The organism is Chitinophaga sp. G7 BAM 1005 (assembly GCF_057126945.1).
Genome location: NZ_CP181478.1, coordinates 5,504,263 through 5,527,072 on the forward strand (window position 1 = coordinate 5,504,263; position 22,810 = coordinate 5,527,072).

Sequence of the window (22,810 nt, forward strand, 5' to 3'; positions counted from 1 at the left end):
AAAACTACGCGGGATGATAAAAATCGATGCGATCGCCGGCTACCTGTAAGGTATGCGTGAGCGATGCGTTGGCAAGTACCGGCGCCGCCAGTCCTTCCGGCAGAGCACCCCTACCCGTGATAACACGCGCCTCATCCCACAAACCGGCTGCAATGAATTGCTGCAGCACATTGCTGCCGCCTTCCACCAGGATACTCTGGATCTGCCGCCGGTGTAATTGCTGCATCAGTTGCGGCAGCAGGGCGGCGTTGAAATCGAGCGGCAGGGTTTCGGTAAGACCGTGGGTTTCCGCCGCTGTAGCCGTGATGAAGATAGTAGGGATGCTACCGTCCCACACATGATGAGATCTCGGCACTTTCAGCTCCCGGTCAATGATCAGGCGCACCGGGTCTTTACCGGTCCACAGCCGGTTATTGAGCCGGGGGTTATCATTTATCGCGGTGCGGGTACCTGCCAGGATGCCCATTTCCTCGCTGCGCCATTTGTGTACGAGGCGGTCGCTGTATTTATTGGATATCCGCACGGGCGCCCCTCCTGCCCCGGCGATCAGGCCATTGCTGCTTTGCGCCCATTTCAGCACAATATACGGGCGTTGTTGTTCATGAAAGGTAAAAAAACGGCGGTTGATTTGCCTGCAGGCCGCTTCCAGCACGCCTGTTTGCACCTGTACGCCGGCCTTCTCCAGTTTTTCGATGCCTTTTCCGGCGACTGCTGAAAAGGTATCCACGCAGCCAATCACCACCTGCCGGATGCCTTGTGATACAATAAGGTCCGCGCAGGGCGGCGTTTTACCATGATGCGCGCAGGGTTCCAGGCTTACATACATGGTAGCCAGCGGAATGAGCGAACGTTCTTCCGGCGCCACGCTGTTCACACAGTTCACTTCCGCGTGGGCCTGCCCGTATTGCCGGTGATAACCTTCCCCGATGATACGCCCCTGGTGTACCAGCACGGCTCCCACCATTGGATTGGGCGCCACCTGACCGGCCCCCATAGCGGCCAGTTCGAGGCAACGCTGCATATAAAATTCATTGAACGTGCTATTCATAATCACCGGGCGAAGTAATATTTTTGCAAAAGTATCGTTTTTAACGAATGGAAAATGCCGCTCCCTCAGGTTTGCACTTTTCCCGTCACATTCCTTAAACTGATTATATTGAACATACAAACGGCCTTTACCTATATTACAGGCGCTATCAGTGAACTATATGATGAGCGGGAAGCCGCCAATATTGCGCATATCATAATGGAATACCTAACGGGTATGGGTAAACTGGACCGGATTGTTCACAAAACAAAAATCCTTTCCCCCGATCAGAAGCAACGTCTCCAGGCAGCCATAGAAGCGCTGCAACGCCACGAACCGGTACAATACATCACCGGTACCAGCTGGTTTTACGGCATGGAACTCCTCGTAAATAAAAATGTATTGATTCCACGCCCGGAAACGGAAGAACTGGTAGAATGGATGGTGCAGGATGCTGCACACCGCCACCGGCTTCACCTGCTGGACGTAGGCACCGGCAGCGGATGCATTGCGCTGGCATTAAAAAAATCATTGCCGGATGCACAGGTATCTGCCATAGATGTGAGTGAAGGCGCACTGGACGTGGCGCGCAGCAATGCTGCACGGCAACGGCTGGAAGTTGGGTTCCTTCATCTTGATGCGCTGAACCCGCAACAGATGGCAGGCTTACCGGAGTTTGATATGATTGTGAGCAATCCGCCCTATATCACGCAGAGTGAGCAAACCTCCATGCAGCAACTGGTTTGGGGCTTCGAGCCGTCGCTGGCCCTGTTTGTTCCGGATAATGATGCGCTGCTGTTTTATCGCCATATCTCCGGAATGGCCTATTCCAGGCTGGTTTCCGGCGGCGCCCTTTATTTTGAAATCAACGAGGCGCTGGGAAAAGAAGTGATAGCGCTCATGGAGCATATCGGGTTTATGGAAGTAACACTGAAGCAGGATATGTTCGGGAAAGACAGGATGGTAAAAGGAAAAAAGATATAAATAAAAAAACCTGGTGGTATAATACCACCAGGTTCCGTATAAGTTAAAGGCATTATTACTTATGTGCGGTGGCCAGCACTACTTTGGCCCCCATCTCCCTGGCCACTTCCATCACACTCACCACATCTTCCACCGGTACAGATTTTTCCGCATTGATCACAATCGTGGGATCAATCTTTTCATTACCGATGGAAGGCGCCAGCGCCTGTTTCAGGTGGTCAAAGGTCACTTTATTGGTGCCTACAAAAAACTCGCGTTTATCGTTGATACTGACTACTACTGTTTGTTTCGACTTGGTATTGCTCTTCGCTTTTGGCAGCAGCAGTTTAATCACATTCGGGTTAGCCAGGGTGGAAACAATAAGAAAGAACAACAACAGAATGAACAGAATGTCATTCAGTGCTGAGTTGTGCATTTCCACCTGTCTCTTATTTCGTCTGCGTAAATTCATGAGGGTGGTTTTAGCGGGTTGGTTCCTGCAAAATATCGATGAATTCAGCAGAAGCGCCTTCCATCTTGTTTACTACCTTGTCTATCTGGGCATTCAGGTAACTGTAACCAATGAAAGCCACGATACCGATAATTAACCCGGAAGCAGAAGTAATCATTTTTACATAGATACCCCCTGCAATAGTTCCCAGTGTGATATCAGAGGTAATGGAGATATTGAAAAAAGTCTGGATCATCCCTGCAATAGTACCGAGGAAGCCGAACATAGGAGCAATACCTGCAATAATAGACAGGATCACCAGGTTCTTTTCCATCCGGTAAATTTCCAGTTTACCCACATTCTCCATAGATTTTTCAATATTCTCAATAGGCTTGCCTATGCGCTGAATTCCTTTCTCAATCATACGTGCGATGGGTCCGTAGGTGTTTTTTGCCAGTGATCTGGCAGATTGCATATTACCCGTGGTGATCTGATCACGGATCATGGGCATAAAGTTATCAGGCAACCGGCCGGCTTTACTGATGGTGATGGCTCTTTCCACAAATACATATACAGCTATCAGGGAAAGTATCCCCAGTGGGATCATCAGCACGCCGCCTTTCATCAGCATATCTATCAGATGAATTTCCGGCGCCGGGGCTCCGGCAGCACCGGCTGCCAGGGCTGCTGAATCAGCCGGAAGGGACGATAAAGAATCCTGTAATAACGTAATAAAACCTAACAACATGAACTATATTTTAACGGGTGCATAAGTAGAACACACTACTATAAACGGTTAAAGTAATAAAATATTTGCGAATGTGCACGGCAATATTTACGCCTTCTCTTCCCAAACCTGTGCCAGATACACAATTGTTTGCACCGCTTTCTGCATATCCTGTATGCTTACGTATTCATGTTTGCTGTGAAGCGCCATTTCACCGGTAAAAATATTGGGGCAGGGAAGACCCATAAAAGACAGCCGGGAGCCGTCGGTACCGCCCCGGATGCTCATTCTCAGGGGTTGTACACCGGCGCGGCGGATGGCTTCTGCCGCATTGGCCGTTACTTCAGGATGATTTACCAGCACCTCTTTCATATTACGGTACTGCTCTGTTACTTTCAGCATAGCCTTTGCGCCATGATGCTTTGCCAGTACCTTATCCATGATCCTGCGCAGGAAAGTTTCATGCGCTTCGAGATGAGCGGTTTCAAAATCACGTATAATAAAATCGATCTCTGTTTTTTCCACAGTGCCCTGTATACGAACGGGATGGATAAAGCCCTCACGGTCGTCGGTGGTTTCAGGGGAAAGACTGTCCTTCGGTAACGCATCTACGATTTCACCGGCTATTTTGATAGCGCTTACCAGTTTATCCTTTGCAGCACCGGGGTGGGCGCTGATGCCGTATACCGTGATCCTGGCGCCATCTGCCGAGAAATTTTCATCTTCCAGGGAACCCAGTTCTCCGCCGTCCATCGTATAACCAAAATCGGCGGCCAGCTTCTTCATATCCACTTTTTCCACACCGCGGCCCACTTCTTCATCCGGGGTAAACAGGATGCGGATCGCGCCATGCTTTACTTCGGGATGCGTCATCAGGAAATTGGCGGCATCCATGATTTCGGCCACACCGGCTTTATCGTCTGCTCCCAGCAGGGTGGTACCGCTGGCAGTAATAATATCGTCGCCTTTTTTACTGGCCAGGTAAGGATGTTCTTTTGCACTGATCACTACTGTTTCATCATCGGGCAAAACAATATCGCCGCCATCGTACCCGGAGTGTACAATCGGCTTTATGCCGGCGCCGCTGCTGTCTGAAGAAGTATCCACATGTGAACAAAAGCAGATCACCGGTACTTTTTTACCGGTGTTGGCCGGAATGGTGGCATACACATAGCCATGTCTGTCCAGTTCTGCATCGGTAATACCCATTTCCTGTAATTCCTTTACCAGCAACCGGGAAAGATCCTTTTGTTTTTCCGTTGTAGGAAAAGTGTTGCTCATCGGGTCCGACTGTGTATCTATCTGTGCGTAACGCATGAAGCGTTTATCTACTGTATATGAGTAATCTGTAAACATATTGCAAACGTAAGGAAAATCATCTTCACACTTCTGCCGTAGATTATTCTGTTTTACCATCTCTCACAATATACCAAACAGTAATTTATTCTTTAAAATGATACTTTTTTAAGACAAAAAACCAAAATTACATGAAATGATCGAACAAAGATCTAATAATGATAGGTTTGTGTAGAATAAAATACATCCTATATATGCTTACCAACATTCCAGGCTATCCGAGAATAGGTAGCCAGCGGGAGCTGAAAAAAGCCTGCGAAAATTACTGGGCCGGAAAAATTTCCCTGGAGCGTCTTGAGCTAACGTCAAGGCAGCTACGAAAAGAAAACTGGAGCTTGTTACAGGAAGCCGGTATTGACCTGATCCCCTCCAACGATTTTTCCTGGTACGACCAGGTACTGGATATGTGCATGACCCTGGGCGTAATTCCTTCACGTTTCAAAGCATTGCAGCAAACATTTGCCAACCCGGGTTGCCCGGAGCTGTATTTCGCTATGGCAAGGGGTTACCAGAAAAATAATTTCGATATCACCGCCCTGGAAATGACCAAATGGTTTGATACCAATTATCATTACCTGGTGCCTGAATTTGAATCCGTTCAGCAATATACCCTTCACCAGCCTAAGTGTGTGAAAGAATTCAAAGAAGCGCTTAGTCATGGTATCACCACCAAACCCGTACTCATCGGGCCTGTTACCTTTCTCTTATGTGGAAAAATCAAGGGAGATGACCTTACGCACACCCAGCTGCTGGAAAAACTGCTGCCCGTTTATATCGACTTGTTAAGATCCCTTCAACAGGCAGGCGCCACATGGATCCAGCTGGATGAACCTTTCCTGGTGACTGACCTGGACCCCGCCACCAGAGACCTTTACCACGCCGCATACACCGCCATCAGCCAGGCATTACCTGCGCTCAGCATATTACTGACCACTTATTTCGGTGCGCTGGAAGACAATACCACCCTGGCTTTGCAGCTGCCGGTGCAGGCGGTGCATATCGACCTGGTAAGGGCTCCGGAGCAACTGGATGCCGTATTGGCCGCCCTGCCGGCAGATAAATTGCTGTCGCTCGGCGTAGTGGACGGGCGCAATATCTGGAAAAATGATTACGCCGCTTCCGTGACGCTGATTGAAAAAGCGATCGGGAAAATCGGTGAAGAACGTGTACTGCTGGGCACTTCCTGCTCCCTCCTGCATGTTCCCTACAACCTGGAAGATGAAACCACGCTGGACCCGGAAGTAAAACAATGGATGGCTTTTGCCAAACAGAAGGTAGCAGAAGTAATAGCGCTGAAGCACATCATAGCCGGTGATACCTCCCTCCTTATTGATAATGAAACAGTGATGAACAGCCGCAAAATATCTTCCCGGATACATCAGCCGGAAGTGAAAGCCCGGCTGGAAAGTATTACCACAGCGGATACACAGCGGCACAGCATCTTTCCCCACCGCCAGAAATTACAGCAATCGGTATTACAACTCCCGCTGTTTCCTACCACCACTATCGGCTCTTTCCCGCAAACCACGGAAATAAGACAGCTCCGCGCCGATCTTAAAAAAGGGATCATTACACCGGAAACCTATAATGCAGATATCCGCAACGCTATCACGGAAACCATTTACCGCCAGGAAAGCCTCGGGCTGGATGTGCTGGTACATGGCGAGTTTGAGCGGAACGACATGGTGGAATACTTTGGTGAACAACTGGACGGATTTGTATTTACTCAAAACGGCTGGGTACAGAGTTACGGTACCCGCTGTGTAAAACCACCGGTTATTTTTGGAGATGTACAACGGCCGGAACCCATGACCGTTGCCTGGAGCCGTTTTGCGCAGTCGCTGACCAGCAAGCCTGTTAAAGGTATGTTGACCGGCCCGATCACTATTCTGCAATGGTCATTTGTAAGAAACGATCAGCCACGTATGCAAACTGCTATGCAAATAGCACTCGCTATCCGTGATGAAGTGAAAGACCTCGAAGATGCCGGTATTACCATCATACAGGTAGATGAGCCGGCTCTCCGCGAAGGGCTGCCACTGCGTAAAGCACAACGCGCCGCCTATCTCGGGCAGGCCGTAAAAGCCTTCCGCCTCGCGGTAAGCACCGTGGATGATTCCACCCAGATCCACACGCATATGTGCTACGCGGAATTCAATGATATTATAGCGCACATCGCCGCGATGGATGCTGATGTGATTACCATAGAAACATCGCGCTCACAGATGGAGCTGCTGGAAGCGTTTGCAGGATTCAGATATCCGAATGAAACCGGCCCGGGCGTATACGATATTCATTCCCCGAGAGTGCCGGCTGTAGCGGAGATGGAGGCATTACTACATAAGGCGGCTACCTTGCTGCCGCTGCGTAATATATGGGTAAACCCCGACTGCGGGCTGAAAACGCGGAAATGGCCGGAAACAGAAATGGCGTTGCGTAATATGGTTACTGCCGCAAAGAATGTACGGCTGGCGATGAGCAACTAGTGCCGGGCTTTTAGTAAATGCAGCGAAAATCATCCACGCTGCATTTACTGAATGCAGCCTAAAATCCGTAATTTTAGGACATGGCGTGTCATGAAACCGTAACCTGTCCGCGGTGCGAATGCACCTTTGAATGCCGCGTAGGCACCATTCTACGCTGTCAGTGCCAGGATGTGATGTTAACTGAAGAAGAGCGTTATTTCATCCAGCAGAATTATAGCGGTTGTCTTTGTGCAGATTGTTTGCGCGATATGAAAGCAATGTATCAACAGACATAAAAAACTTACGGATGCAAGGGTAGTTTTATCAACCAGTTCCTGCATCCGTAAATCAAAAAAATACCTGAATATTATACGATTTCAACCAGTTCCAGGTCAAATACCAGGTCTTCGCCAGCCAGCGCGTGGTTAGCATCCAGGGTAATAAACTCGTCGCCGATAGCAGCTACTTTTACCTGGAAAACCTGTCCCTGAGGGTTGCTCATCTGCAATTCCATACCTACTTCAGGATTCAGATCAGCCGGGATATTTTCTTTTGGAAAATCCATGATCATTTCATCACTTTTGGGACCATATGCCTGATCAACAGGGATATGAATGGTTTTCTTGTCGCCAATTTTCATATCCAGCACACCATTCTCAAAACCTTTGATAACCATACCGGCACCTACCTTGAATTCGAGCGGAGCTCTACCTTCGGAAGAATCAAAAGTAGTTCCGTTCGTTAAACGGCCGTGGTAATGCACCTTCACTGTATCCCCGTTTTTAACAGTTTGCATAAAAATTAATTGTTTAGTGTTAATAATTACGCGCAAGATACAAAAAGCAGCCATAATCCGCACTTTTTGATACAGTCAATAAAGCTTTGCATTATCTTAACGGTATGAACCGTATTCTCCTTCTTTGCGCCCTCCTGGCAGGGTGCATTTATGAAACCTCCGCACAATATGCGGAACATGTATTGCCAGGCGCCACACAAACAGCGCGTTACCTTCCACTGCTGAAAAACAAGCGGGTAGCCATGATGGTAAATCAAACCGCCACCATCGATAATACGCACCTGGTAGATTCCCTGTTAAAACTGAATGTAAAAATACAGAAGATCTTCAGCCCTGAGCACGGCTTCCGCGGCAATGCAGGTCATGGTGAAAAAGTAGCCAACAGCATCGATTCTGCTACCGGTATTCCCATTGTATCGCTCTACGGACAACACCGTAAAGCTACCGCAGCCGACCTGGAAGATGTGGATATCCTGTTGTTCGATATCCAGGATGTAGGCACCCGCTTTTTTACTTACATCTCTTCCCTGCAGGAACTGATGGAGTCCGCAGCAGAAAATAAAAAAACACTCGTAATACTGGACCGCCCTAATCCTAACGGCGACTATGTAGACGGTCCCATCCTCGATACTGCCTACCGCTCCTTTATAGGCATGCAGCCCATCCCTGTTGTGCACGGCATGACCGTTGGCGAATATGCCCGGATGCTGAATGGAGAACGCATGCTCCGCAAAGGCGTACACTGCGATATTAAAGTGATCCCCTGCGAAAACTATGACCACAAAACATTTTACCGCGTACCCATCAAGCCTTCGCCCAACCTGCCCAATATGGCTGCTATTAACCTCTATGCCTCCCTCTGCTTTTTTGAAGGCACCGCACTTAGCCTGGGACGTGGCACAGACAAGCCTTTCCAGGTATATGGCTCACCGGCTTTTCCTAAAAAGGGTTACTCATTTACGCCCCGCGCCAGCGCCACCAATCCAACGCCGGTGCTGAAAGACCAGCTGTGCTACGGCTTTGACCTGAGCGATGCTCCCGAAGCTACTCCCCACGCAGGCCGTAGAATTGAACTGAAATGGTTACTGAATGCCTATCGCATGTTCCCGGATAAATCTAAATTCTTCATTCCCTTCTTCAGCAAACTGGCCGGTAACACTATTCTGCAGCAGCAGATCGTGAAAGGTATGTCTGAAGCAGAGATCCGCAAAAGCTGGGAACCCGGCCTGGCGAAGTTTAAGATAACACGGGCCAAATACCTGTTGTACTAAAAAGCAAAGGGGATGGCTTTCCGTCTTCTCCTCGCTAAAATCCGCGAAAGGTCGTTATTTTTGCATCCTATGAGTAAAGATCTTCGCATTGTTTTTATGGGTACCCCTGATTTTGCAGTGGCATCCCTTGATATATTGGTACAAAACGGATTTAACGTAGTGGGCGTGATTACAGCACCGGACAGGCCCGCCGGTCGTGGTTTACAGCTGCAGGAGAGCGCAGTGAAACAATATGCAGTGAGTAAAGGGCTCCCTGTTTTGCAACCGGAGAAACTGAAAAATCCTGATTTCATCGCTGCCTTAAAAGACCTGAAAGCCGACCTGCAGGTAGTAGTAGCTTTCCGCATGTTGCCTGAAACAGTATGGAATATGCCGCCCGAAGGCACCATCAATGTACATGCTTCGCTGTTGCCCAATTACCGCGGCGCCGCACCCATTAACTGGGCTATTATCAACGGCGAAAAAGAGTCTGGTGTTACCACCTTCAAACTACAGCATGAAATAGATACGGGCGACATCCTGTTCAGCGATAAAGTAGCTATCCACGAAGATGAAACCGCCGGCGAACTACACGACGCCCTGATGCAAACAGGCGCCCGGTTACTGCTCAAAACTGTACAGGCCATTGCTTCCGGCAATGTACAGGAAACACCACAGGCCAATATCCCCGCTGCAGCAATTAAACACGCGCCAAAAATTTTCAAGGAAACCTGCCAGATCAACTGGAACCAGCCGTTGGACGGCATTTACAACCTGGTACGCGGGCTTAGCCCCTACCCCGCTGCGTGGACTACTTTCCAGGGAAAAACACTGAAAATATACAAAGCCCGTAAGGAACATATCACACCGGCAAAAGCACCGGGCGACTTTGATACTGATCAAAAAACCTATATCAAAATAGCAGCACCGGACGGTTACCTTTACCTGGATGAAATCCAGCTGGAAGGCAAGAAGAAAATGGATGTGGAGTCGTTCCTGCGGGGATATCGCTTCCAGGTGTAGCAATCGCCTTCGGCGATGTAAATTGTCTTGGAGCAGGATTACGCTGATTATACTGATTATACTGATTTGATTTTTTAGATTTTTATAAATGATTAAGGGAGATATAGGCGGATCTATTCGCTTATATCTCCCTTAATCTTTAAAATCAAATATGATCAAATCATAGTAATCACGGTTAATCAGCGTAATCCTGCTCCAAGACAATTTACATCGCCGAAGGCGATCTTCGCGTTAATCCTCGTAACTCAGCTCGCAATAAAACTTGGTTTCATTGCTGCCGAGTGCCTGCATGGCACTGTCGCTCAGCTTGATGATGAGGCCAGCATTGGCTTTCATCTGCGGGATTACGTCCAGCACTTTTGCGTATACGGCTTTGCCGTTCAGCGGATTGGTTACCTTGATAATAGTACCGCGTGGCGCTGTGTTATGCAGTGCGTAATATTTACCTACCGCGTTGCTTTTGAACCAGGTACCGGGGCCTTTTTCAGAAGTAGTTTTTTTGCCGCCATTGGTTTGCTGCTCATACAACTGTTCAAAATCGGTGCTGCTGCTAACAGGAGCGGATTTAACCGGCGCCGGGGCAGGAGTAACCGTTTCTGTTGCTTCTGCTACGGGGCGGGCTTCCGGTTCTTTCTTAGCCGTTTCCTTTACTGCCGGAGGCGGTGGTGGTGGCGGGGATAAGGTAACCACCGGTTCGGATGCCGGGGTGGCTTTCTCCTTTACTTTTTCAGGACGGGGCGCAGCTTCTGCAGCGGCTCCACCGGCTTTCATAAAGCCCACAATCAGGTAGCTGTCTTTTTTCAGTCCGTCTCCGGAAAAACTATTCCACTGACGGATATTATCCAACGGTACTTTGTTATAGTTCACACTTACACGGTATAAAGTTTCTTTGTCGGATACTTTATGATATACCGGTTTGCCGGAGGCATCTGCTTTCTGTGAAAAGTTGGCAGCGGTGAGGGGGATATGCAGCTTATGACCCAGCTGTAATCCCTGTTCCATATTCACTTTATTGGCAGCCGCAATTTCTTTTGGCGGTAAGCCATAAGCACGGCTGAGACTATAAAAATTTTCTCCTTTTTTAACAACATGGGATATGTAGAGAGCGGGGGAAGTACCTTGTACCTCCAGCGTGTCCTGCGCTTGCGCCGCTACTGCACTAAAACCAAACAAGACGATTGAAAGAATCGATTTTATCATACTAACTCTGTTTATGATGCAGCAGAATATCTTAAATTTTATCTGCTATTTCGGGCAACGAATATATGCGTTAAAATTGACAAAATTATTTAATAAACCAAACGGAGAAAATCCCTTTTTGTTGTGGCTGCCGTCATAAACGGCGCCCCGTTGGCACTGTATTTCAAAGTTGGTATCATTCCCGGATAAATAGCAGTCGTTTATTCTTTACAATCCTGTAATTTCTTTCAGGATACGCAGCTCTTTCGGATAGTAGTTGTTCATGCGGTTGGGTAATATTTTCGCCCAGCCGAGGTTCATGTCCTCATATCTTACCAGTGCCCAGCCCCGCACCCGTGTGCTCATTCCCGGATCTTCCTTGCGCAGGTATTGCAACGCCTGCCGCAAATCCAGGGAAACCACCGGCAGCTCATCAGATACTAATGTACTGGCTGCCAGCTGATGATCGGGGATCAATTCTTTCGCGCCGGGATGACCCGCTTTTACACCCGCCTTGCGAATATACAATTGTTGCCGCAACAATGGTATTTCTGCCGCCACTGAAGGTGGTAAAATCAATACTTCTTCCTGGTGCATGAAATACTGGTAATCGTCTGGCATGTTTATCCAGGGTGTAATTACTTCCTGCTGACGGGCAGTGAGTGCAGTTGATTTATGTTGCTTCGGCTTACGCGGGGTTTCGCTGCTGCGCTTACGGAAGGCTGCTATAAAAAATCCTTCTCCCTTCAGCCTGTCGGGGTAAAACCGGTAACCGGTACAATTTCGTTTGTGCGTTACCGTTGTAACAATATTCCATTCGGGATTCAGCGTAACCGGGATATTCTCCAGTTCAAAATGTTCTGCCAGCCAATCCAGAATGGCTTCATCTTCTTCTGCAGAAAAAGAGCAGGTGGAATAAATAACAACGCCGCCTTCCTTTACCGACGGCAGCACATCTGCCATAATCCTTTGCTGCCGCTGGCTACAGAGCGTTACATTCTCCGGCGACCATTCCTCCACCAGCTCCGGATCGCGGCGGAATAACCCGGAGCCGGAACAAGGTGCATCCACTACCGCCAGATCGAAGTAACCGGGCAGTCTTGAAAAATCACGCGGATCATTATTACTCACCACTACATTTGCAGCGCCCCATTTTGTAAGGTTGTCTGCCAGCAGCGCGGCCCGTGGCTTGATCACCTCATTGGCCACCAACAGGCTATCCCGGCTGATCAGGGATTGCAGCAAAGTGGATTTGCCTCCCGGAGAGGCACAGAGGTCCAATACCTTCAATGGCTGCGTAAGATCCACCGTTGCACGTATCACCTGTTCCAGGAACATAGAGGAAGCCTCCTGCACATAGTAAGCGCCTGCATGAAAATAAGGATCAAAAGTAAAGGAGGGCCGCTCCGGTAAATAATACCCATCCCTGCTCCAGGGAACCGGGGTGGCGCCGGGAGCCGACAGGGATTGCAGCACAGCAGCCGTTTGTTCCGGCGTTTTTATTTTATTGGGATTCAATCGCAGTGAAGTAATTTTTTCGGCGGCGGCATGCACCTGCTCAAAAGTTTCCCGGTTATAACCCGGAAGTCCCGCTAACGAATCTAGTAGCGCTGCTGGTAATTGACTGGACAAAGGAATTTTTTTTCCGCAAATTTAGCAAAATTTGTTTTATGCAGGGGGATCGCCTTCGGCGATTTTAAATTGTCTTGGAGCAGGATTACGCTGATTATACTGATTTCTCTGATTTGATTTTTTGGGATTTTTTAAAAAAGATTAGGGAGATAAAAGCGAATATATCCGCTTTTATCTCCCTAATCTTCAAAAATCAAATATGATCAAATCCTTAAAATCAGTATAATCAGCGTAATCCTGCTCCAAGACAATTTAAAATCGCCGAAGGCGATCCCCGCTACACCTCCTTGATGGCGGAAAGCAGCTCCTGCAACACCTTCTTTGCATCCCCAAACAGCATGGACGTTTTGGGTTGGAAAAAAAGATCGTTTTCGATACCGGCATATCCCGGTTTCATACTGCGTTTATTGACGATCACCACTTTCGCGTTTTCAACTTCCAGGATAGGCATCCCGTAAATGGGGCTGGCGGGGTCGCTCTTCGCTGCAGGGTTTACCACATCATTGGCCCCTAAGATCAATACCGCATCGGTAGTGGGAAATTCAGCGTTGGCATCTTCCATTTCCAATAACTTTTCATAGGGAACATCTGCTTCTGCCAGCAATACATTCATATGCCCGGGCATCCGGCCTGCTACCGGGTGAATAGCATATTTTACTTCCACGCCTTTCTCTTCCAGCTGCTTCTCCAGCTCGTGACAGGCATGCTGGGCCTGCGCCACCGCCAAACCATAACCTGGTACAATGATCACTTTATTGGCATATGCCAGCACCACGGCGGCGTCATTCAAACTGATCTCTTTATAGTTGCCCTGCTCCTTCCCGGAGGCAGCAGCACCTGCTGCACCACCACCAAAAGAGCCTATCAGCACATTTTTCAGGGAACGGTTCATGGCCTTGCACATGAGGATAGTGAGGATCGTTCCGGCCGAACCTACCAGGATACCGCCCGTAAGCATCACCGGGTTACTGTACAGGAACCCGCCACAGGCCGCGGCTACTCCCGTAAATGAATTCAACAGGGAAATCACCACGGGCATATCCGCCCCGCCAATCGGCAGCACGAATAACACGCCATAGAATAACGCCAGCAGGAAAACAACATAAAACACAATAAGACCCGTTCCCGGTGAAACACCAAAGATACACACCAGCCAAACGGATAAACCTACTATCAGCGCCAATACGCCCATATTGAGGAAGTGCTGGCCATTGAAGGAAAAATCCTTTACTTTTCCGGTGAGCTTTCCCCAGGCAACAATACTGCCCGCACAGGATACCGCTCCAATGATGAGGCTCAGCAAAATGATGATCACCATTCCTTTTGAGGCAGACGACTCCAATAACTGAAGCGCCAGATGATCGTCAGAAACAGGTGCGTATAAATTTTTTATCAGTTTGATCAGGTGATCAAATTCCACGATAGAAATAAGCGCGGCGCAGGCCCCGCCCATTCCGTTGAACATACTTACCATTTCCGGCATGGCCGTCATCTTCACTTTCTTTGCAGACAACACGCCGATAACGCCACCGATAACCAGCCCGGTGAATATCCAACCATAATTATGCAGGGGGGTATCGTTTACCCGGTAGAGAAAGATAGTGCCGAGAATGGCCAGCGACATTCCCGCGGCGGCTACCAGATTGCCTTTGCGGGCAGTGTCCGGTTTACTTAACATTTTCAGTCCGAGGATAAAAGTAACAGAGCCGATCAGGTAGATAATTGATAAAATGCTGGATCCCATAAGTATTATGCTTTTAGCCGTTAGCTTTAAGCTGTTAAATTGTTAGCTTCTGTCTGCCGTAAAAAACAAACAGATAACCGGTAACTATTTATCAGCTATTTCTTTTTTCCTTTGAACATTTCCAGCATACGGTCGGTTACCACAAAGCCTCCTACCACATTGATCGTACCCAGGATCACCGCCAGGAAACCGATGATCAGCGCGGGATAATTATCCGCTTCTGCCTTCCCCATCACAATGATAGCCCCGATAATTACAACGCCGTGAATAGCGTTAGCGCCGCTCATCAGCGGTGTGTGCAATACAGACGGCACTCTCGAAATCACTTCTATTCCTAAAAAAACAGACAGGATAACGATGTAGATAAGATCGATATGCTGGTGAAGAAAAGTTAAAATATATTCCATGTCAGACGGGTATTTTACGATCTCGGCTACTAAGCTGGCTGCATCAGGTTTTTCACACGGTCATTCACAATATCACCGTTGTGCGTAATACAGGCGCCTTTCACAATATCATCTTCAAAATTCAGGTGCAGCGCTCCTTCTTTTGTCAGTATCAGTTTCAGGAAATTGAATAGATTTTTTGCATACAGCTTGCTCGCATCGGCTGGCATAGTAGCAGGCAGGTTGGAATTTCCGATGATGGTAACTCCTTTGTACTGCACGGTTTCATTGTTCTTTGTAGCACTGGTGTTGCCGCCCGTGGCCGCTGCAAGATCCACAATCACGGAGCCGGCGCGCATACGGTCCAGCATTTCATTACTAACCAGTACCGGCGCGGTTTTACCAGGGATTTGCGCGGTAGTGATCACAATATCTGCTTTGGCAATGCTTTCCCCAATACGCTGCTGTTGCTGCTGCTTATATGTTTCGCTTTGTTCTACCGCATAACCGCCGGCGGAGGAAGCGTCTGCGGCTCCTTCCACTTCTACAAATTTGGCGCCCAGGCTCATCACTTCTTCCTTCACAGCGGGTCTGGTATCAAATACTTCCACTACAGCGCCTAAACGGCGGGCAGTGGCAATGGCCTGCAAACCCGCTACACCGGCGCCCAGTATCAGTACTTTGGCGGGAGCAATACTGCCTGCTGCGGTCATAAACATGGGGAAATAACGGGAATAGCTATACGCAGCCAGCAATACCGCCTTATAACCGGCGATATTGGCCTGTGAACTAAGCACATCCATTACCTGCGCACGGGTAGTGCGCGGGATAGTATCTAAACTGAAAGCGGTGATATTACAGGACGCCCAGTACTCTACTTCGTTTACGCGGTACAGTGGTTGCAAAATACCGGCAATAATTTTCCCCGGAGGGATCTGGTCTGTCATCTCTTTTGACGGAGGCTGCAGGGTAAAGATGATATCTGCCCCGGTGAGGATGCCGGCAGCTGTTTTTATTTCCGCGCCAGCCTGCATATAGGCGTCATCGTTATAAAAAGCATTGTCGCCGGCTCCCTGCTCCACCCACACGGTCACCGACATTTGCTGCAGTTGCTTTACTACTTCAGGGACAAGAGACACCCTGGTTTCGCCGTTTTTTTCTTTTAAAATCCCTGCAATCATCTGGTGGAAATTTATAATGGAATTTAAAGAAAAAACGGCAACAACGAACTATTTTTCTGTTTAATTTTTCTTCAGGGAAGCGGCCAAAGCAGCGGCATGTTGCAGTAAAGCCGGGATGGCTACGCCTTGCAGGTAATTTCCTGCGACATGAATGCCTGGATATTTTTTTTCAAAGTCGGTTACAGCATTACGCAACTTAACATGACCTACATTCAACTGCGGAATGGCCTTGTTCCAGGTGCTGAACCGCTGCATTACCGGCGGAGCCGACAGATGCAGTAAAGACTGTACCTCCGAAACTACCTGCTGCTGCAGGGTTTCCGGGGTCATCTGGTCGAACAGGCGTTCCTGCCTTGCCCCTCCCAGGAATACGGTAAACAGGATTTTGCCTGCAGGAGCTTTATCCGGGAAGATAGCAGAGTTACAGATAGCGCCGAGGAAATGCAAATTTTCCGCATTGGGCACCAGGAAACCAAAGCCTTCCAGCGGCTGTGGCAGCGCGGCGGCGTCAAAACCCAGGTGCAGCACACCCATGCGGGGGTAATGAATATTGTTTAACAAGGCTGCGGTAGCCGCATCAAGGTGGGTAATGGTTTCTGCCGTACTGTATGCCGGGGTGGTCAGTACAACTTTTGAAGCCGTATAGCTTTCCGATACCCCGTTTTCCATCGCACTTACAATGTATCCGCCATTGGCGGCAGTGATGCCGGTTACTTTGCAATTAAAGCGTACCGGGGTGGTCAGCAATTGCTGTAAACGGTTTGTGAGCAGCTGATTACCACCTTTGAAGCTGATGATTTTCCGGCCGCCCATAGCGCCTTTGTCTTTCATCAGCCCTTTGGTAACACTGCCGTATTCCCGCTCCCACCGCGGGAGTGCGGGTAATACTTCCGCTACGCTCATCAGGTCGGGATTACCGGCATAAATGCCTGATAATACCGGATCAAAAACATATTCGGCAATCTCTTTATTAAATCTTCTTGTTACAAAATCACTCACCGTTTCTTCTCCTGCTACAGCTGCCGGTTTACGGAAGCGCTCTGTAAACAGCCGCCACTTGCTGCTGCGGCTCAGGTATGGAGAAGCCATGATTTTGAAAGGATGTGGGGAAACCGCATGTAGTTGATGTCTTCTTACCAGGAAGCGGTTTTTGCTGGCGGCGCTGGCCTGTAAAATTTCTTTGTCGAGACCAAGTTCTGTAAAATACTGCAGCAGTTCAGGCGAGGCTGCAATGGTGTTGGCGCCGGCATCCAGCTCAAAACCATTTTCCCGTATAGATTTCATTACGCCACCGGTATGATCAGAAACCTCCAGTACCTGGTATGGCACCTGCAGTTTCTGCAATTCATACGCAATACTCAGTCCGGACAGACCGGCGCCGACAATCAATACGGGTTGATCAGACATATGGTAAATTTAAACGGCTTCAGTTGCGATTATCTGCGTGCAATATTTAACCACTGCTTTTACCCACAACGGGTGAATATTCAAACACGGAATCATCGTAAAAGATTCACCGCCGCTATTCAGGAAAGAGTGTTTTCCTTCTACAGCTATCTCCTCCAGTGTTTCAAGGCAATCTGAAACAAAGGCAGGACACACGATCAGCAGTCGTTTTTTGCCTTCGGCCGGCAGTGTTTCCAGCAAACCGGCGGTGTAGGGCTTCAGCCATTCTTCACGGCCCAGTCTTGATTGAAAAGAGATCCCCCATTTTTCCCGCGGCAGTCCCAGCTTTTCCGCTACCAGCTCAGTAGTAACCGTAATCTGGTGACGGTAGCAATAATCATGTGCGGGTGACTTTACATGACAACAGTCATTTACCTTCATACAATGCGCACCGGTAGGATCGGCTTTACGCATATGCCTTTCCGGTAACCCATGATAACTGAATAATACGTAATCATAGTCCTGCTGAAGATATGGACGCATGCTTTCAGTAAGTGCATTGATATAATCCGGTTCTTCATAAAACGGAGGCACTACCGACAGCTTGAATTTATATTTTTTCTTTTTATAGACTTCCTGCGCGTATTCCACTGCTGTTTCATAAGAAGACATGGCATAATGCGGATACAGGGGCAACAGCACCACTTCTTTCAGACCAGGATTTTGTTTGAGCAGGTTGTCGTAAGCCACCTGCGGATGCGGATTACCATAACGCATCGCTATTTCCACCGGGATTTCCATGTCGTTCTGCACTGCCATCTGCAGCTGCTTTGTTAAAGCTACCAATGGCGATCCTTCTTCCCACCAGATAGATTCATAAGCCCTGGCAGATTGCTCCGCACGTTTTGGCACAATGATACCTTCAATTAAGATCTTGCGGAACAACCACGGATAATCAATCACACGCTTGTCCATCAGGAACTCATTCAGATAACGCTTAACATCCGGCACCGCGGTAGAATCAGGCGATCCGAGGTTCATTAATACTATTCCAACATCAGATTTAGATACCATTTCTTTTAAATTGGTGCAAAAGTAAGCAAAAAGCCGAAAGCGAAAAGCAATATGCCCCGTTACAGTGTGCATGATTAGTGTCATCCTTTTGTAAAGACAAAACCTGATAAAAATCATTTTTTCGTCGTAATGATTACCAGTAGCAGAAATGACACACTAATGACAGCTAACCCCTTTTGTTTGGGACGTATGAAAGTACTTTTGCAACCGGAAGCTTATACAAAAACATGCAGGTCAGTCATTCAAAAGAAATAGCAAATTTTCATATCGTTGGCATCAACTATAAGAAAACAGACGCTGCTATCAGGGGATTATACGCCATCAATCCGGCTCAGTATCAACAACTCCTGGAGCATGCCAGGGTAGTGCAATTAGACGATCTCTTTGTGCTCTCTACATGTAACAGAACGGAAGTATACGGATTTGCGGCGAACCCGGGGCAGTTGATAGATTTGCTTTGCAGAGAATCAAACGGCGACAGAAGCCAGTTGGAAGAATTAGCCTATACCAAGTCAGGAGAAGAAGCGATCAGGCATTTGTACCAGGTAGGTACCGGTCTCGACTCCCAGATCCTCGGCGACTACGAAATCATAGGTCAGATCCGTAATGCCACTAAGTTTGCCAAAGCGCATCACAGCCTGGGCAGCTTCCTGGAAAGGCTCGTTAACAGCGTTTTACAGGTTTCCAAACTTATTAAAACTGAAACAGGACTCAGCAAAGGCACAGTATCAGTGGCTTTTGCCACCGTGAGAATGCTGGAACGCATCTGTCCTGATATAAAAGATAAAAAAATTGTATTGCTGGGTGTAGGTAAAATAGGCCGCAACACCTGCAAGAACATGATCGAATACCTCGGCGTAAAAGAAGTAACCCTCATTAACCGCACCCTGCAGGTGGCCGCAGAATTCGCCGGTCAGCACGGACTGAAATACGCTCCTATCGAAAATATGGTAAGCGAAATGCAGCAGGCAGATGTGATACTCGTTGCTTCCAACGCCCCGCACCCAACGGTATTGGCAGAACATCTCTACAACGCTTCTCCAAAACTCATCGTTGACTTATCCATTCCTTTCAACGTGGAAGCGGCAGTAGGTGAACTCCCGCATATCACCCTCGTGAATGTGGATGAACTCTCCAAAGTACAGGACGAAACCCTGCAAAACAGGCTGGGAGAAGTGCCAAAGGCAGTCTCCATCATCGACGAACATATGGAGGAATTCCTTTACTGGTATAAAATGCGCAAACACGCAGTAGTACTGAAAGCAGTGAAAGATAAGCTGCAGGAAATACATACCCGCGAAATACAACAACAGAAAAACGGAGGTCATTACAACATGGAAGACATCGAACTTGTATCTTCCCGCATCATACAAAAAATGATTAATCTCATGGCTGGTAAAGTACGAAAGGAAACAGACAAAAGCGACCAGTACATTGCCATGATCAACGATATTTTTGAGACCGGAGTTAACCAGGAATAAACAAATGGATAAAGTTATCAGGATAGGCACAAGAGAAAGTCAGCTGGCCTTGTGGCAGGCAAACCAGGTAAATGATCTGCTCACCGCACAAGGTTACCGTACAGAACTGGTACCCATCAAAAGCGAAGGAGATATAGACCTGGTAACACCCCTGTATGAAATAGGCGTACAAGGCATCTTCACTAAAAGCCTCGATCTGGCATTGCTCAATAACCGTATAGACATTGCCGTTCACTCCTTCAAAGACGTTCCCACACAACTGCCGAAACAAATTGTACATGCCGCTATCCTGCAACGCGGGCCGGTAAAGGATTTGCTGGTATATAAAAAGGATACTAATTTCCTCTCACAACCGGATTATATAGCTAACATCGCTACCAGCAGTGTACGCCGTAAAGCCCAGTGGCTGCGGAAATATCCGCAGCACCAGCTGCATAACCTGCGTGGCAATGTAAATACCCGCTTAAAGAAACTGGCGGAGGAAAACTGGGACGGCGCCATTTTCGCGGTAGCCGGACTGGAAAGGATCAACGTACGTCCTGCCAATTCCATTGATCTCGACTGGATGCTGCCGGCTCCCGCACAAGGCGCAGTAGTGGCAGTGTGCAGGGAAGATGATCAATTTTGCCTCGATGCCTGCGCTGCTTTTAATCACGCAGATACGGCCCTCGCCACACACATTGAACGCGAATTTTTACGTACCCTGATGGGCGGATGCACCACCCCCATCAGCGCTTACGCTTATATACAAAACAATCACATACATTTCAGCGGCGAACTGTGCAGCCTGGATGGCGCCCGGTACTTCACTGTTTCACGCGAAGTACCATTGGAACAGGCCCAACACCTCGGACAGGAAGCTGCAGAAGATATTATGGCGCAGGGTGGCGCTGAAATAGTAGCACAGATCAGAAATGCGAAATGATAAATACCGCATATTAAGCACCAGGCATTTAACAGACAGCTCTGTGGCTGTTGCTGGTGAAAGTGGTATACACATAGATGTACAGGATTTTATACAGATAAAGCCGCTTTCCAATGAAGCGCTGTTAGGTGAAGCGCATATGGCACAGGTTTTCCGTCCGGAAGCAGTACATGTGTTCACCAGTGCCAATGCAGCGAAAATACTGGCCAGATGTTATCTCCATCAGGATGATACGTTTTATGTGATCAGCGAGCCAAATATTTGCTGTATTTCCGGCAGCACCAGGAAAGCAGTGGAAAACGCATTCACTGATTGTAAGATCTTAGCGGAATCACCCTATGGCAGCGAACTTGCTAAGGCTATTATACAACTCGGCAATATTACTTCTGTTAATTTTTTCTGTGGAAATATCCGGAGAAACGAATTACCGGATGCATTGCAAAAGGCTGGTATTGAAGTAAAAGAGTTCGTGATCTATGAAAATATCCCCGCTCCTGCCGTAACAGCCGATGATTACGACGGCGTATTCTTTTTCAGTCCCAGTGCAGTAAAAAGCTATCTGTCTGCCAACAGGCTGAATAGTAAAACCGTTTGTTTCGCCATTGGCAGAACAACCGCCACCGAACTGAGAGAACACACCGATAACAAAATTATAATGAGCACCGATATCAGCGAAGAAAGCATGGTGCAAACTGCTATATTTTATTTTAACAACATTAACTGCTACGAATGAGCGCATTGAAGAACGACTTATTGCTGAAGGCCCTTAAAGGCGAAACTGTTTCCCGCACACCAGTATGGATGATGCGTCAGGCTGGTCGCTATTTACCGGATTATATCAAACTGCGTGATAAATATACGTTCTTTGAACGCTGCGAAAACCCGGAGCTGGCAACAGAAATAACGGTGATGCCGGTAGACCAGGTAGGCGTTGATGCTGCTATTATCTTTTCCGATATCCTGGTGGTTCCACAGGCGATGGGTATGGAGGTACAGCTGGTAGAAAAAGTAGGGCCACTGCTGCCCGCTCCCATTAAAACTGCACAGGATCTGCAGCGTTTATGCGTTCCCGATGTACAGGAAAGATTGCACTATGTATTTGATGCACTGAAGCTCACCAAAAAAACACTGGATGGCAGGGTACCGCTGATTGGCTTTGGTGGCGCACCCTGGACCCTGCTCTGCTACATGGTACAAGGCAAAGGCTCCAAAACTTTTGATGAAGCAAAAGCATTCTGCTATCAGCAGCCTGCCGTAGCGCATCAGTTGTTGCAGATGATCACCGATACCACCATCGCTTACCTGAAAGCACAGGTAGCCGCAGGCGCTGATACCGTACAGGTATTTGACTCCTGGGGCGGGCTGCTCAGTCCGCAGGATTTTGAAGTATTCTCTTTACAATATATCCGCCAGATAGTAGCTGCGATGAAGGATGTTTGCCCTACTATCGTATTTGCCAAAGGCGCCTGGTTTGCCCTGGAAGACATGGCCGCTACCGGCGCGCACGGACTGGGTATCGACTGGTGTATTAAACCGGAACTGGCCCGCCAGTTTGCCGGCAGCAACATCACCCTGCAGGGAAATTTTGATCCGGCTAAATTGCTGGCTCCCATCCCTGAAATTGAAAAAGCGGTGAAGGAAATGCTGAAAGGCTTTGGCAGACAGCGTTACATTGCCAACCTCGGACATGGTATCTTACCCAATGTTCCGGTTGATCACGCCAAAGCATTTGTAGAAACAGTTAAAGCACACGGATAATTAACC

The 22,810-nt window shown here is 48.2% G+C and carries 21 protein-coding genes; 9 read left to right on the forward strand and 12 right to left on the reverse strand.

Translation table 11 applies throughout. The features are described 5' to 3' along the window. Nucleotides 1-4 precede the first annotated feature (4 nt). Nucleotides 5-1,048, reverse strand: a complete 1,044-nt coding sequence (gene ribD / locus ACMXI2_RS21775) for a bifunctional diaminohydroxyphosphoribosylaminopyrimidine deaminase/5-amino-6-(5-phosphoribosylamino)uracil reductase RibD (protein WP_483778177.1) — start codon at nucleotides 1,046-1,048, stop codon at nucleotides 5-7. A 108-nt stretch (nucleotides 1,049-1,156) separates the two neighbouring features. Here ribD and prmC point away from each other — a divergent pair, with 108 nt between their 5' ends. Next, nucleotides 1,157-2,011, forward strand: a complete 855-nt coding sequence (gene prmC / locus ACMXI2_RS21780) for a peptide chain release factor N(5)-glutamine methyltransferase (RefSeq protein WP_483778178.1) — start codon at nucleotides 1,157-1,159, stop codon at nucleotides 2,009-2,011. Nucleotides 2,012-2,066: 55 nt separating this feature from the next. Here the strand turns inward: prmC and ACMXI2_RS21785 are convergent, their stop codons facing one another. From ACMXI2_RS21785 to pepT, 3 genes are all read right to left on the reverse strand, one after another. After that, nucleotides 2,067-2,462 carry an ExbD/TolR family protein gene (locus ACMXI2_RS21785; protein ID WP_079470398.1) on the reverse strand — a complete coding sequence of 132 codons (396 nt, stop codon included), beginning with the start codon at nucleotides 2,460-2,462 and terminating at the stop codon, nucleotides 2,067-2,069. A 10-nt stretch (nucleotides 2,463-2,472) separates the two neighbouring features. Further along, on the reverse strand, nucleotides 2,473-3,189 hold the full coding sequence (locus tag ACMXI2_RS21790) for a MotA/TolQ/ExbB proton channel family protein (protein WP_079470399.1): 717 nt from the start codon (nucleotides 3,187-3,189) through the stop codon (nucleotides 2,473-2,475). Between the two features lie 87 nt (nucleotides 3,190-3,276). Continuing rightward, nucleotides 3,277-4,524: a peptidase T gene (gene pepT / locus ACMXI2_RS21795; protein ID WP_483778179.1), complete on the reverse strand. Its 1,248-nt coding sequence runs from the start codon at nucleotides 4,522-4,524 to the stop codon at nucleotides 3,277-3,279. 194 nt (nucleotides 4,525-4,718) lie between these two features. Here pepT and metE point away from each other — a divergent pair, with 194 nt between their 5' ends. After that, nucleotides 4,719-7,010: a 5-methyltetrahydropteroyltriglutamate--homocysteine S-methyltransferase gene (gene metE, locus ACMXI2_RS21800; RefSeq protein ID WP_483778180.1), complete on the forward strand. Its 2,292-nt coding sequence runs from the start codon at nucleotides 4,719-4,721 to the stop codon at nucleotides 7,008-7,010. Nucleotides 7,011-7,090: 80 nt separating this feature from the next. Next, nucleotides 7,091-7,285: a cysteine-rich CWC family protein gene (locus tag ACMXI2_RS21805; protein ID WP_483778181.1), complete on the forward strand. Its 195-nt coding sequence runs from the start codon at nucleotides 7,091-7,093 to the stop codon at nucleotides 7,283-7,285. Nucleotides 7,286-7,356: 71 nt separating this feature from the next. Here the strand turns inward: ACMXI2_RS21805 and ACMXI2_RS21810 are convergent, their stop codons facing one another. After that, on the reverse strand, nucleotides 7,357-7,785 hold the full coding sequence (locus ACMXI2_RS21810) for an FKBP-type peptidyl-prolyl cis-trans isomerase (protein ID WP_483778182.1): 429 nt from the start codon (nucleotides 7,783-7,785) through the stop codon (nucleotides 7,357-7,359). A gap of 104 nt (nucleotides 7,786-7,889) precedes the next feature. Here ACMXI2_RS21810 and ACMXI2_RS21815 point away from each other — a divergent pair, with 104 nt between their 5' ends. Further along, nucleotides 7,890-9,056 (forward strand): exo-beta-N-acetylmuramidase NamZ family protein, encoded by a 1,167-nt coding sequence (locus ACMXI2_RS21815; protein WP_483778183.1) that lies wholly within the window; start codon nucleotides 7,890-7,892, stop codon nucleotides 9,054-9,056. Nucleotides 9,057-9,125: 69 nt separating this feature from the next. Continuing rightward, nucleotides 9,126-10,058, forward strand: coding sequence for a methionyl-tRNA formyltransferase (gene fmt, locus ACMXI2_RS21820; protein WP_483778184.1), 933 nt, complete (start codon nucleotides 9,126-9,128; stop codon nucleotides 10,056-10,058). Nucleotides 10,059-10,289: 231 nt separating this feature from the next. Here the strand turns inward: fmt and ACMXI2_RS21825 are convergent, their stop codons facing one another. The 7 genes from ACMXI2_RS21825 to hemH all read right to left on the reverse strand — a co-directional run bounded on the left by ACMXI2_RS21825 (nucleotide 10,290) and on the right by hemH (nucleotide 18,640). After that, complete coding sequence (locus tag ACMXI2_RS21825; RefSeq protein ID WP_483778185.1) at nucleotides 10,290-11,258, reverse strand: DPBB and LysM peptidoglycan-binding domain-containing protein; 969 nt, start codon at nucleotides 11,256-11,258, stop codon at nucleotides 10,290-10,292. 207 nt (nucleotides 11,259-11,465) lie between these two features. Next, nucleotides 11,466-12,869: a methyltransferase RsmF C-terminal domain-like protein gene (locus tag ACMXI2_RS21830; protein ID WP_483778186.1), complete on the reverse strand. Its 1,404-nt coding sequence runs from the start codon at nucleotides 12,867-12,869 to the stop codon at nucleotides 11,466-11,468. A 277-nt stretch (nucleotides 12,870-13,146) separates the two neighbouring features. Continuing rightward, a complete protein-coding gene (locus ACMXI2_RS21835; protein ID WP_483778187.1) occupies nucleotides 13,147-14,613 on the reverse strand; it encodes an NAD(P)(+) transhydrogenase (Re/Si-specific) subunit beta in 1,467 nt (488 codons plus the stop codon). Nucleotides 14,614-14,708: 95 nt separating this feature from the next. Continuing rightward, entirely contained in the window at nucleotides 14,709-15,020 is a 312-nt protein-coding gene (locus ACMXI2_RS21840) for an NAD(P) transhydrogenase subunit alpha part 2 (RefSeq protein WP_079470407.1), read from the reverse strand. A gap of 29 nt (nucleotides 15,021-15,049) precedes the next feature. Next, the gene (locus tag ACMXI2_RS21845) at nucleotides 15,050-16,180 is read right to left on the reverse strand and encodes a Re/Si-specific NAD(P)(+) transhydrogenase subunit alpha (RefSeq protein WP_483778188.1); all 1,131 of its coding nucleotides are present in this window, start codon (nucleotides 16,178-16,180) and stop codon (nucleotides 15,050-15,052) included. A gap of 60 nt (nucleotides 16,181-16,240) precedes the next feature. Beyond that, nucleotides 16,241-17,587, reverse strand: a complete 1,347-nt coding sequence (gene hemG, locus ACMXI2_RS21850) for a protoporphyrinogen oxidase (RefSeq protein WP_483778189.1) — start codon at nucleotides 17,585-17,587, stop codon at nucleotides 16,241-16,243. A 9-nt stretch (nucleotides 17,588-17,596) separates the two neighbouring features. Further along, nucleotides 17,597-18,640 carry a ferrochelatase gene (gene hemH / locus ACMXI2_RS21855; protein WP_483778190.1) on the reverse strand — a complete coding sequence of 348 codons (1,044 nt, stop codon included), beginning with the start codon at nucleotides 18,638-18,640 and terminating at the stop codon, nucleotides 17,597-17,599. Nucleotides 18,641-18,867: 227 nt separating this feature from the next. Between hemH and hemA the strand changes: the two genes are divergently transcribed. From hemA to hemE, 4 genes are read left to right on the forward strand one after another with little or no spacing between them, the layout of a single operon-like run. Continuing rightward, nucleotides 18,868-20,121, forward strand: a complete 1,254-nt coding sequence (gene hemA, locus ACMXI2_RS21860) for a glutamyl-tRNA reductase (protein ID WP_483778191.1) — start codon at nucleotides 18,868-18,870, stop codon at nucleotides 20,119-20,121. 4 nt (nucleotides 20,122-20,125) lie between these two features. Further along, nucleotides 20,126-21,046 carry a hydroxymethylbilane synthase gene (hemC, locus tag ACMXI2_RS21865; RefSeq protein ID WP_483778192.1) on the forward strand — a complete coding sequence of 307 codons (921 nt, stop codon included), beginning with the start codon at nucleotides 20,126-20,128 and terminating at the stop codon, nucleotides 21,044-21,046. Further along, nucleotides 21,036-21,779: a uroporphyrinogen-III synthase gene (locus ACMXI2_RS21870; protein WP_483778193.1), complete on the forward strand. Its 744-nt coding sequence runs from the start codon at nucleotides 21,036-21,038 to the stop codon at nucleotides 21,777-21,779. Before hemC ends, ACMXI2_RS21870 begins: the two co-directional genes overlap by 11 nt. Then, a complete protein-coding gene (gene hemE / locus ACMXI2_RS21875) occupies nucleotides 21,776-22,804 on the forward strand; it encodes a uroporphyrinogen decarboxylase (protein ID WP_079470414.1) in 1,029 nt (342 codons plus the stop codon). Before ACMXI2_RS21870 ends, hemE begins: the two co-directional genes overlap by 4 nt. Nucleotides 22,805-22,810: the final 6 nt, after the last annotated feature.

Coding starts and splice junctions, on each gene's coding strand:
- ribD (WP_483778177.1), bottom strand. CDS start 1,048: ATGAATAGCACGTTCAATGAATTTTATATGCAGCGTTGCCTCGAACTG.
- ACMXI2_RS21785 (WP_079470398.1), bottom strand. CDS start 2,462: ATGAATTTACGCAGACGAAATAAGAGACAGGTGGAAATGCACAACTCA.
- ACMXI2_RS21790 (WP_079470399.1), bottom strand. CDS start 3,189: ATGTTGTTAGGTTTTATTACGTTATTACAGGATTCTTTATCGTCCCTT.
- pepT (WP_483778179.1), bottom strand. CDS start 4,524: ATGTTTACAGATTACTCATATACAGTAGATAAACGCTTCATGCGTTAC.
- metE (WP_483778180.1), top strand. CDS start 4,719: ATGCTTACCAACATTCCAGGCTATCCGAGAATAGGTAGCCAGCGGGAG.
- ACMXI2_RS21805 (WP_483778181.1), top strand. CDS start 7,091: ATGGCGTGTCATGAAACCGTAACCTGTCCGCGGTGCGAATGCACCTTT.
- ACMXI2_RS21810 (WP_483778182.1), bottom strand. CDS start 7,785: ATGCAAACTGTTAAAAACGGGGATACAGTGAAGGTGCATTACCACGGC.
- ACMXI2_RS21815 (WP_483778183.1), top strand. CDS start 7,890: ATGAACCGTATTCTCCTTCTTTGCGCCCTCCTGGCAGGGTGCATTTAT.
- fmt (WP_483778184.1), top strand. CDS start 9,126: ATGAGTAAAGATCTTCGCATTGTTTTTATGGGTACCCCTGATTTTGCA.
- ACMXI2_RS21825 (WP_483778185.1), bottom strand. CDS start 11,258: ATGATAAAATCGATTCTTTCAATCGTCTTGTTTGGTTTTAGTGCAGTA.
- ACMXI2_RS21835 (WP_483778187.1), bottom strand. CDS start 14,613: ATGGGATCCAGCATTTTATCAATTATCTACCTGATCGGCTCTGTTACT.
- ACMXI2_RS21840 (WP_079470407.1), bottom strand. CDS start 15,020: ATGGAATATATTTTAACTTTTCTTCACCAGCATATCGATCTTATCTAC.
- ACMXI2_RS21845 (WP_483778188.1), bottom strand. CDS start 16,180: ATGATTGCAGGGATTTTAAAAGAAAAAAACGGCGAAACCAGGGTGTCT.
- hemG (WP_483778189.1), bottom strand. CDS start 17,587: ATGTCTGATCAACCCGTATTGATTGTCGGCGCCGGTCTGTCCGGACTG.
- hemH (WP_483778190.1), bottom strand. CDS start 18,640: ATGGTATCTAAATCTGATGTTGGAATAGTATTAATGAACCTCGGATCG.
- hemA (WP_483778191.1), top strand. CDS start 18,868: ATGCAGGTCAGTCATTCAAAAGAAATAGCAAATTTTCATATCGTTGGC.
- hemC (WP_483778192.1), top strand. CDS start 20,126: ATGGATAAAGTTATCAGGATAGGCACAAGAGAAAGTCAGCTGGCCTTG.
- ACMXI2_RS21870 (WP_483778193.1), top strand. CDS start 21,036: ATGCGAAATGATAAATACCGCATATTAAGCACCAGGCATTTAACAGAC.
- hemE (WP_079470414.1), top strand. CDS start 21,776: ATGAGCGCATTGAAGAACGACTTATTGCTGAAGGCCCTTAAAGGCGAA.